We start from the raw sequence: 10,242 nt of genomic DNA, 5'->3' as shown, positions 1-10,242 counted from the left end.
CTACCCCAATTCTACTCGAACACATATTCGAGGACAAGCGAAATGCCCGAATCTGTGGACAACTACGCCACATCCACCACCCACCCTGACCTGGGGAAAAACCGTGCCCACGACAACCACCACCCGCACGCACCGCGTCACGGAAGCTCGCCGGACCGCAGCCTCTCGAGCCCGTCGAGGACGATCGCGAGCCCGACGTCGAACGAGTCCCCGAAGTCGTACCCCGGCTGCAGAACGTGCTCCCGAGCGAGCTCCGCCATCCGAGGAACCCGTTCGAGCGGAATGCCGGCGAGCGTCTGCTCCGCCTCCCCCAGGCCAGCCGCTGCGAGCTCGGCCTCCTGCAGGGCGAAGCCGTAGACGAAAGCGTCCACCACCGCATAGGCGTGCGCCGTCGCCACCACCGAGAAGCCCACTGAGCGCAGCGTCTCAAGCACGTTCTCGTGGTGCTCGAGCGTGGCGGGCCCCGGACTGCTGCGCGTCTCCATGAGCGCAAGCGCCCACGGGTGCCGCCCCAGCGCGGCCCGCAGCGAGCGACACCGTTCCGTCAGCTCCGCGCGCCACGCGCCATCCGGGTCCATGAGCACGACCTCGTCGAAGACCGAGTCCACGAGCGAGTCGAGCAGCTCCTCCTTGTTCGCCACGTGCCGGTAGAGGGCCATCGGTCGCACCCGGAGGTCGTCGGCGAGCGATCGCATGGTCAGCGCTGCCAGCCCGTCGCGATCCGCCAGCGAGACGCCGGCACTCACCACACGCTCCCGAGTCAGGCGCGCCCGGGGGCGCCCCTCGGACCGCCGTTCGCTCATCTCACCCTCCTTCACCACGCATCCCTTCATCCTGTGCACACCACGCCGCGCACGTGCCTCTTGTCGCCGACCTCCGACTAGTGTACTAAGTACACATGCCCTCGCGCACCCCGCCTCCGCCGGCGTTCGAGCCCCTCGTCTCGATCGAGCCGTCGCTCTCCCACGCACCCGACCACGCCGTCGCTCCCGCGCGCACGGCACCGACCACGCCCACGGCGCCCACCACACGCACCGCAACGGCCGCCACGGCCGCACGCACGGCGCGGGCGGCTCTCACCGCCGCCGCGGCACTCACCGCGATGGCCGTGCTCGCGCCGCTCGCCGCGTTCGTGGCGCTGCCGGACGGCCGCACCACCACCGCGGGTGCGATCATGCTCGCCGTCGCCGTCCTGGACGTCGTCGTCGCACTCGCGCTCCTGCCCGTGCTCGCTCCCGCCGGTCGCACGCTCTCCCGTACGGCCGCCGCCCTGCGTCTCGGGTACGGGATCGCGCTCGGCATCGCCGCGGTCCAGCTCGCTGTCACCGCCGACGCCGGCCGGTTCGACCGGACCTGGGAAGCCGCCCTCGGCGTGTTCGGGCTCTCCCTCGTGGCGGTCGGTGTCCTGCTCTGGCGCCTCGCCGGGGCGCCGCGCTGGTTGGGCGCGCTCGTCGTCGTCGCGGGCGTGGGTTACGTCGTCGACGCCGTCGTCGCACAGGCGGGCCCGCCGGACGCCTTCGAGGTCAGCACCGTCTCCTTCGTCGGGGAGGTCGCCCTCATCGTCTGGCTCGTCGTGCGCGGGCTGCGCGGGCTGCGCGACCTGCGCGGCGGGCGCACTCGTCACGGGCACGCGGGCACCGACGTCGAGCCGGAGGAACGACGCGCGTCCACTCGACGCTCCGACGTACCCTCGACGCCGTGACCACTCCCGACACGACACCCCACCAGGACCCGGCACGGGACGACGCGGAACGGGACACGACGGCGCAGAGCTCCTCCGACGTCGCCGCCGAGGTGCTCGCCGGAGACGATCGCACGAGCCGTCAGCGGATGCTCGCGGGCGACCTCTACATCGCCGACGACCCCGAGCTCGACCAGCTCCAGGAGCAGGCCCGTACGCTCCAGGACGCCTACCTGCGCGCCCACCTCGCGGCGGACGGGACCGCGCCCGATCTTCTGCGCCGGCTGCTCGGGCACGTCGGGGACGGCGTCGAGGTGCGCCCGCCGCTGTACGTCGACTACGGCACGAACATCTCCGTCGGCCCCGGCACGTTCATCAACTACAACCTCGTGGCCCTCGACGTCGCCGCGGTGACGATCGGGGCCGACTGCCAGATCGGCCCCGGGGTCCAGCTGCTGACGCCCACCCACCCGATCGACCCCCGGCCGCGCCGGGCGAAGCTCGAGGCGGCACGACCCGTGACGATCGGTGACAACGTGTGGCTCGGCGGCGGCGTCATCGTGTGCCCGGGCGTGACGATCGGAGACAACACGGTCGTCGGCGCGGGCGCGGTCGTCACCAAGGACCTCCCCTCCGACGTCGTCGCCGTCGGCAACCCTGCCCGGGTCACCCGCCGGATCTGACCGGCGCGCCCCGAAACGGGCGCATGCTGCTCACCATGTCCACACTCCCCACGGGCCCAGGCGTCCGGGACCGCCTCCCGGGCCTCGCCGTCGCGGTGGCGATCGCCGTCGTCGCCACGCTCGTCGGGCGCGCTGTGCCGGTGCTCGGCTCCGCGGTCGCGGGCGTCGTCATCGGCGTCGTCCTCGGCCAGGTGCGGCGCCCCGGTCCCGTGCTCGCCCCGGGCCTGAGCTTCTCGGCCAAGCGCGTCCTGCAGCTCGCCGTCGTGCTCCTGGGTGTGGGCATGTCCCTCGGGCGCGTGTGGGAGGTGGGCGTGGACACCCTGCCCGTCATGCTCGGGACGCTCGCGGCCTGCTTCCTCGCCGCCGTCCCGCTCGGCCGGCTCCTCGGGGTCGACGGCGAGCTGCGCACGCTCATCACGGTCGGCACCGGCATCTGCGGCGCGTCGGCGATCGCCGCGACGGCCCCGGTCATCCGGGCCAAGGGCGCGAGCATCGCCTACGCCGTGTCGACCATCTTCCTGTTCAACGTGGCCGCCGTCCTGCTCTTCCCGCCACTGGGTCGAGCTCTGGGCATGTCCGACGACGCGTTCGGGCTCTTCGCGGGCACGGCGGTCAACGACACGTCCTCCGTCGTCGCGGCAGCGAGCGTCTTCGGCGCGGCCGCGACCGGGTACGCGGTCGTCGTCAAGCTCGCCCGCACGCTGATGATCATCCCCGTCTCCGTCACGCTCGCCGTCCGGGAGCAGGTCCGGGAACGACGTGCCGCCGGACGCGCCGGCGTCGAGGTCCAGCGCCTGACCGTGCGCAGCGTCGTCGGGCTCGTCCCGTGGTTCCTCGTCGGGTTCCTCCTCATGGCCGCGCTCACGACGATCGGTGCGGTCCCGGAGTCCGTGCAGCCGTACGCGGGCCACGTCGCCACGTTCCTCATCACCATGGCGCTCGCGGCGATCGGACTGCAGACGGACATCCAGGCGTTCCGCCGGGCGGGCTGGCGCCCGCTCGCGTTCGGTGGCCTGCTGTGGGTCGTCGTCGCGGTGTCCAGCCTCGCGATCATGCGGGTGACCGGCGCGTTCTGACGGCTCTCGCGGGCGACCGGGGTCCCAGGACCGAGGGCCGGCGCTGGTGTGACCTCGGACGTGGAGGAGCCCGGCGGGCCCGGGCGGGCGTCGGCCGGCCCCGGCAGGCCCGGCGGTAGGCTCGTCCGCGGCCCGCGGGAGACCCCGCGCGCGTCGACCTCGGCGGTCGGGAGGGTGGAGCTGGTGCCTCGTCCCGTCGATCTCGACCGCGTCCGCCGGCTCATCCGCTCCCGGGAGCTGACGTCCCTCGCCGAGGAGGTGAGCCCACTTCCCACGCACGACGCCACCGAGCTCGTCGACTCGCTCCCGGGCCGCGAGGCGGCCGTGGTGTTCCGGCTGCTCGCCAAGGACACGGCCGTCACGGTCTTCGACCGCCTGAGCACGGGCGTTCAGGCCGAGCTCGTCGGCGAGCTCGGAGAGGCGTCGACGGCCGAGGTGTTCACGTCGCTCGACCCGGACGATCTCGCGCGGCTGCTCGACGAGCTCCCGGCGCGGGTCGCCAGGCGGATCCTCGCCGCGGTCCACGACGACCGCGTCGGCGCGGCGATGCTGCTGCTCGGGTACGACCCGGGCTCGGTGGGACGGCACATGTCGCCGGTGGTGCTGCGCGCGCAGGAGGGCGAGACGGTCGGCGCCGTCCTCGAGCGGCTGCGGTCCGCCGACCTCGACGTCGGCGCCGTCGCCACGATCCCCGTGCTCTCCTCGGAGCGGGTGCTGCGCGGCGTCGTCGACCCGCTGGCGCTGCTGCGGCGGCCGGCCGACGAGGCGGTCGACGCCGTCATGGACACCACGCCACGCTTCGCGAGCACAGACGACGACGCGGAGCGGGTGGCGCGCGGCGTGCTCGACCGTGGCGAGGTCCTCCTGCCGGTCCTCGACAGCGAGCAGCGCCTCGTCGGCATGCTGGAGATCGCCGACGCCGCTCTCATCGACCGCTCGGCCGCGGCCGAGGACCACGCCCGGGCCGGTGCCCGGGAGCCGCTGCGCCGGAGCTACCTGCTCACGCCGGTGCGGACGATCACGCGCTCCCGGATCGTGTGGCTCCTCGTGCTCGCGATCTCCGCGGTGCTCACGGTGCAGGTGCTGGAGATGTTCGAGGCCACGCTCGAGCAGCAGGTGGCCCTCGCCCTGTTCATCCCGCTGCTCACCGGTATCGGGGGCAACACGGGCTCCCAGGCCGCCACCACGGTCACCCGCGCGCTCGCGGTCGGCGACGTGGGGCCGCGGGACATCCTGCGCGTGGCCGCGAAGGAGGTGCGCACGGGCCTGCTGCTCGGACTGCTACTCGGCGCGGTCGCCCTCGGGGTGGGCTCGCTGATCTACGGCGCCGGGATCGGCACGGTCCTCGGCCTCACCCTGCTGCTCAACTGCCCCGTCGCCGCGACGGTCGGGGGCGTCGTCCCGCTCGTCGCCCGCGTGTGCCGCGTCGACCCGGCGGTCTTCTCGACCCCGTTCATCTCCACGTTCTGCGACGCCAGCGGCCTGCTCCTGTACTTCACCGTGGCGATCTCCGTGCTGGGGCTGTGAGCAGGCACCGCCGGCGGCGTCGCGTCGTCGCGCGGCCCCGGGCGTCCTCGCGAGGGCCGTGGGGTCATCGCGAGGGCCCGAGCATTCGCGCGTCCGGGCCGGACGCGCGTCCGGACCGCCCGCGCGTCCGGGCGGCCCGCGCGTCCGCGCGGCCGGGCATGGGACGACGCCCCGGCGGACAATGGCGGAAATCCGCCGGGGCGTCGCGTTCGTGCGGCGAGGCTCTGGACGGGAACGGACCGTCCGGGCACCTGGCCGCGGTCGGGAGGGGGCGATGAGGCCCTCCCGGGCTCGGGTCAGGCGCGGGGGTTCCACTCCCCGCGCGCGACGGCGGGCACGTAGTCCGTCAGCTCGAACGGGAACTCCACCTTCTGCCCGGTCTCGGCCGAGTGGTAGGCCGCCATGAGGAGGCGGACCACGTCGAGCCCGGTGCGCAGGTTCTCCACCGGCTGACGGCCGGCGAGGAAGTCCGACGCGAACGTGGCGTTCTCACCGGTGTACCCATAGGTCATCGACTCGTCGGAGACGATGGGCATGAGGCCCTGCTCGGCGTTCTGCTTCTCGACCATGTCCTCCCCCTCGGCCTGGATCAGCGCGCGGGAGAGGAAGATCTGCGACTCGGTCGACAGGGTGTCGGACTTCATCGAGTACTCCGGGCCGAGCAGCTCGAACGACAGGCGCAGCCCGGCGCCGACGTAGCTCCACGAGGTCGTGGCCTCGACGACCACCGGCTCGCCGTCGCCGTTGACGAACTCGAAGACGGCGTGCGCGTAGTCCTCGCTGGGGCTCTTGGTGTAGTCCACGACCCCCGGGTACGTCTCGGAGAGCTGCTTGGCGTAGCCCGGGCGGCCCCACTTGAGCGAGGCGATCGTCGCGGTGACGGACACCGGGGTCAGCCACTCGGCGGAGTCCTTGCCCGGGGGCGTGAGCAGGAAACGGCCCGACTCGACCGAGTGGCACATCATGTCGTTGAGGACGCCGCCGCCCTCGTCGGCGCCGTTCCAGAACCACGTGTTGTGGGGGCCGGAGTGCTCCTCTGCGGCGCGCGCGAGGTAGGGGGTGCCGGCCACCGAGGCGCCGCGCGACCAGAGCAGCTCGTGGGCCCGGGTGATGCTCGGCGAGAAGACCTGGTTCTCGAGGTAGCCGTGCAGCAGGTTCGCGCCCTCGACGAGCTCGAGGACCTGCACCGCCTCCTCGATCGTGCGGCCGAGCGGCTTCTCGATGGCGATGGCCTTGAGCTCGGCCCGCCCCGAGGTCACCTCCTCGGTGATGGCACGGACGACCTCGAGCCGGGTGAAGTTCGGCGTGAGCACCCACACCGCGTCGACCCGGGGGTCGCGCACGAGCGCGGCCACGTCGTCATGCACCGCGACGTCGGAACCGACCCCGGTGGCCTCCGCCTTGTCGGCGAGGGCCTGCGCGGAGGATCGCGTGCGCGAGGTGACGGCGACGATGTCGGCGTCACGGACTCCCTGCCAGGAGTCGACGTGGAAGTTGCCGATGAATCCCGCCCCGACGATTCCGACGCCGAGGGTGGTGCGCTGGGACATGGTGGGTCTCCCTTGTGAGGTCGTGTACGTGGATCAGGAACGGAGCCGGCGTTGGCGTCCGAACAGAGCGAGGATGGAGAGCAGGACGAGGCCCGTGATGATGGTCCGCCAGGACTGCGGGATGGCCACCGTCCTGAGGAAGCTGTCGAGGAACTGCAGGACCACCGCACCGATGGCGGTTCCCGCGTAGCCGCCCACGCCGCCGGCGGCGAGCGTGCCACCGATGATGACGGCGGCCACCGTGGTCAGCGTGTAGCTGTCCGCGAGGTTGAGCAGCACGGACTCGTTGTAGCCGAGGAGCATGAGCCCGCCGACGACCGCGAACGCGCCGGAGGCGGCGTAGGCACCGACGACGGTCCGGCCGACCGGCAGGCCCGAGAGCCGTGCGGCACGCCGGTTCGTCCCCACCGCATAGAGGTTCCAGCCGTAGGACGTCCGCCGCAGGAGGAGCGTGACGATGACGATGAGCGCGATCCACACGTAGACGACGCCGGGCACGCCGAGGAACCAGCGCGTGTTGACGAGGCTCGTGAGGAACGGGGCGCTGCGGCCGGCCGCCACGCCCTGGGTGTAGGCCAGCGAGAGCCCGCCCGCGACGCCCATCATGCCGAGCGTCATGACGAACGGTGGCAGGCGCAGGAACACGATGCCCAGCCCGTTGATCGCCCCGAGGCCCGCACCGAGGAGGACCGGGATGAGGATGCCGAGGAAGAGGTTGGAGTTGTCCCCGTCCATCACCCGCGCCCCGACGATCGCGCCGAACGTGGCGACCGCGCCGATGGACAGGTCGATGCCGGTGTTGCCGGACAGGATGACGATGGTCTGGCCGATCGCCATGATTCCCAGGAAGCTCGCCACGCGGAGCATGGAGACGATCTGCCCGTAGCCGGCGAAGCCCGGCGAGACGATCTGCCCGACGACGAGGATGGCGACCGCGGCGAGAGCGGCGATGACGATCGGCTGACGGACGACCGTCGCGAGCCTCGCCCGCAGGTCGCCGTCCGAGGTCAGGTCCGTCGACGTGCTCATGCGGACTCCCTCCGGTTGGTGAGGACCGACAGCGCGAAGGCGGCGATGATGACCAGACCGCTCGTCAGGGGCCGCCAGAAGGTCGGGACGCCAAGCGGCCCGAGCACGTTGTCGATGATCGTGAGGATGATGGCCCCGGCCACGGCGCCGATCGCGGTCCCGCGACCGCCGGACAGCGCGATGCCCCCGAGGACGACGGCGGCGATCGAGTCGAGCACGAAGGCCTCACCGATGAACGGGTCGCCCGATCCCGAGTTGGCCAGGATGGTCAGCGAGGCGGCACCGACGAACGCGCCGGCGAGGGTGTAGGTCCAGGCGCGGGACCTGACCACCGGGACCAGGGACGTGTACGCCGACTGCTCGTTGCCGCCCACGGCCCGGATGTGCCGCAGGAGCCTCGTGCGGTCCAGCGCGAGCCACACGCCCATGCAGGCGAGCACGATGAGGGCCGCGACGGGCAGGCCGGCGACCGTGTCGCGGTAGGTGCTCACCATGTCACCGGGGACGCTGCCGCCCGGGGACGGGAGCACCACGAGGGCGGCTCCGGCGAACACCGACCCGGTCGCGTACGTGGCGATGAGCGGCTGGAGCCGGACGACCGCGATGACGACGCCGTTGAGCAGCCCGCAGAGCGCACCGGTGGCGACGCCCGCCGCCATGCCGAGCAGGATCCTGCTGTCGTCGCCGTCCATGACGCGCAGGGAGACGACGCTGGAGACCGCGAGGTTCGAGCCGACCGAGAGGTCCAGGCCGCCGCCGATGACGACGATCGCCTGTCCGACCGCGACGAGCACGAGCGGGGCGAAGGTGGCGAAGTTGCTCGTGATCGAGTACTCGGTGAAGAACGTGGGCTGGAGCGACGCGTTGAGCGCGATCACCCCGACCAGGAGGCCGAGCGTCACCCAGCCCGACAGGGAGAAGTTCAGGCGCCGCTGCCAGCTGCCGTCGCGCAGAATGTCGCCGACCGTGCGGGTGGTGGAGCTCGAGGTCGAGCTCTCGGTGGTCTGCGTCATGAGGGCATGGCCTCCTCCTCGTCGTCGACCCGCAGCGCGCTCGCCACGAGCGCGGAGTGGGTGATCTCGTCGCCCTCGAGCTCGCTGACGACCCCGCCCTCGAACAGGACGAGCACGCGGTCGGCGAGCTCCTCGAGCTCGGTGTCGTCGCTCGAGTTGAGGACGACCGCGACCCCGTCGGCGGTCAGCGCGCGGATGATCGTGTAGATCTCGGCCTTCGCCCCGACGTCGACGCCCTTGGTCGGGTCGTCGAGCAGGACGATGCGGGGGTTGGCCGGGAGCCACTTCCCGATGACGACCTTCTGCTGGTTGCCGCCGGACAGGCTGCTCACCGGGTCGTCGAGCGAGCCGATCTTGATGCTCATCGCCTTGACCTGCTCGCGGGCGACCGTGCGCTCCTTACGCATGGAGATGGCGCCGAGGAGGCTACGGGCCCGCAGCGAGACGGTGGAGATGTTCTCCTGGATCGAGCGCTTGTCGTAGAGCCCCTCCTTGCCGCGGTCGCCGGGGACCAGAGCGATGCCGGCGCGGATCGCGGTGCGGGGGCGACCGAGGCGCCGCGGACGGCCACCGACGGAGATCTCGCCGGCGCCGGCCGGGTTCGCGCCGAACAGCGAGAGCAGGAGCTCGGACTGGCCCTGGCCCTGCAGACCACCGAGGCCGAGGACCTCTCCGGGGCGCACCTGGAGCGTCACCCTGTCGACCCCGTCGGCGACGAGGTCGGTCGTCGCGATGACGGGGTCCTGGTCCGGTCGTCGGTTGGTCTCCGTCGCCGCACCGACCCGGGCGGCGAGATCGTCACCGACCATGAGGCGGACGATCTCCTTGTCGGTGGTCTCGGCGACCTCCACGGTCGCGACGTTGAGCCCGTTGCGCAGGATGGTCGCGCGCTGGCACAGCGCGAGCACCTCCTCCATCCGGTGGGACACGAAGACGACGCCGACGCCGTCCGCGGTCAGCTCCCGGACCACGGAGAACAGGAGCTCGACCTGGTCGCGGTGCAGGGAGGCGGTGGCCTCGTCGAGGACGAGGAAGCGCGGGTCCCGCAGCCAGGCCTTGCCGAGCTCGAGGATCTGGCTCTGCCCGGGACCGAGGCGGCCGGCGCGGGTGTCGGGGCGCACCCTCGGCCCGAGCCCGGGCGCGAGCCGCTCGAGCACCTCGTCGATGCGCTTCCGCTGCCGCCCGGGGGCGAGGAAGCCCGCCCGGGTGGCCTCGGTGCCGAGGACGAGATTCTCCGCCACGGTGAGGTGGGGAACGATGGAGAGGTGCTGGTAGACCGACGCGATGCCGTGGCGCTGGGCGTCGAGCGGCCGGTCGATCGAGATCTCGGTGCCGTCGACGCGGATCCGGGCGCGGTCGGGCTTGACGGCGCCGGACATCACCTTGTTGAGCGTCGACTTCCCGGAGCCGTTCGGCCCGAGCAGCCCGTGCACCTCGCCGGCGCGGAGCTCGAGCGACGCATCCTTGAGCGCCTGGACGCCGCCGTATCGCTTGTCGACCTGGTCGATCGCGAGGGTGGTCACGAGGGCACCTCCTTGGGGCGAGTGTCGTGGGGCGGTAGTGGGTCGGGCCGGGACGTGTCCCCGGACATGGTGTGAGGCTCGCCCGGCCCCGCCGCGTCGCGTGGTGCGGCGAGCGGGACCCGGGCGAGCGGGAGGGGCGGCGCCACCTGGCGGTGGCGCC

At 72.4% G+C, this 10,242-nt stretch carries 9 protein-coding genes; 4 read left to right on the top strand and 5 right to left on the bottom strand.

Annotated elements, in window-relative coordinates; translation table 11 throughout:
- Nucleotides 1-137 precede the first annotated feature (137 nt).
- Nucleotides 138-803 carry a TetR/AcrR family transcriptional regulator C-terminal domain-containing protein gene (locus ACPYO4_RS14225; RefSeq protein WP_425709909.1) on the bottom strand — a complete coding sequence of 222 codons (666 nt, stop codon included), beginning with the start codon at nt 801-803 and terminating at the stop codon, nt 138-140.
- Nucleotides 804-898: 95 nt separating this feature from the next.
- On the opposite strand from ACPYO4_RS14225, the gene ACPYO4_RS14220 reads away from it, so the two are divergent.
- The 4 genes from ACPYO4_RS14220 (at nt 899) to mgtE (ending at nt 4,967) form a co-directional block, all read left to right on the top strand.
- The gene (locus ACPYO4_RS14220; protein ID WP_425709908.1) at nt 899-1,702 is read left to right on the top strand and encodes a DUF4386 domain-containing protein; all 804 of its coding nucleotides are present in this window, start codon (nt 899-901) and stop codon (nt 1,700-1,702) included.
- 128 nt (nt 1,703-1,830) lie between these two features.
- A complete protein-coding gene (locus ACPYO4_RS14215) occupies nt 1,831-2,364 on the top strand; it encodes a sugar O-acetyltransferase (protein ID WP_425709912.1) in 534 nt (177 codons plus the stop codon).
- A 35-nt stretch (nt 2,365-2,399) separates the two neighbouring features.
- Complete coding sequence (locus tag ACPYO4_RS14210; RefSeq protein ID WP_425709907.1) at nt 2,400-3,440, top strand: YeiH family protein; 1,041 nt, start codon at nt 2,400-2,402, stop codon at nt 3,438-3,440.
- A 183-nt stretch (nt 3,441-3,623) separates the two neighbouring features.
- On the top strand, nt 3,624-4,967 hold the full coding sequence (gene mgtE / locus ACPYO4_RS14205) for a magnesium transporter (protein ID WP_425709906.1): 1,344 nt from the start codon (nt 3,624-3,626) through the stop codon (nt 4,965-4,967).
- Nucleotides 4,968-5,263: 296 nt separating this feature from the next.
- Here the strand turns inward: mgtE and ACPYO4_RS14200 are convergent, their stop codons facing one another.
- Genes ACPYO4_RS14200 through ACPYO4_RS14185 form a run of 4 tightly spaced genes read right to left on the bottom strand, consistent with a single transcriptional unit; the run spans nt 5,264 to nt 10,082 of the window.
- Complete coding sequence (locus tag ACPYO4_RS14200) at nt 5,264-6,517, bottom strand: Gfo/Idh/MocA family protein (protein WP_425709905.1); 1,254 nt, start codon at nt 6,515-6,517, stop codon at nt 5,264-5,266.
- A 33-nt stretch (nt 6,518-6,550) separates the two neighbouring features.
- The gene (locus ACPYO4_RS14195; RefSeq protein WP_425709904.1) at nt 6,551-7,546 is read right to left on the bottom strand and encodes an ABC transporter permease; all 996 of its coding nucleotides are present in this window, start codon (nt 7,544-7,546) and stop codon (nt 6,551-6,553) included.
- A complete protein-coding gene (locus ACPYO4_RS14190) occupies nt 7,543-8,559 on the bottom strand; it encodes an ABC transporter permease (protein WP_425709903.1) in 1,017 nt (338 codons plus the stop codon). The genes ACPYO4_RS14195 and ACPYO4_RS14190 overlap by 4 nt, the downstream gene beginning before the upstream one ends.
- Nucleotides 8,556-10,082, bottom strand: coding sequence for a sugar ABC transporter ATP-binding protein (locus ACPYO4_RS14185; protein WP_425709902.1), 1,527 nt, complete (start codon nt 10,080-10,082; stop codon nt 8,556-8,558). The genes ACPYO4_RS14190 and ACPYO4_RS14185 overlap by 4 nt, the downstream gene beginning before the upstream one ends.
- Nucleotides 10,083-10,242 lie beyond the last annotated feature (160 nt).

This window comes from Georgenia sp. Z1491 (assembly GCF_049856175.1).
Taxonomy (GTDB): domain Bacteria; phylum Actinomycetota; class Actinomycetes; order Actinomycetales; family Actinomycetaceae; genus JB111.
Note: the sequence above shows the minus strand (reverse complement) of the source record. Positions and strands in the feature narration are given on the sequence as shown.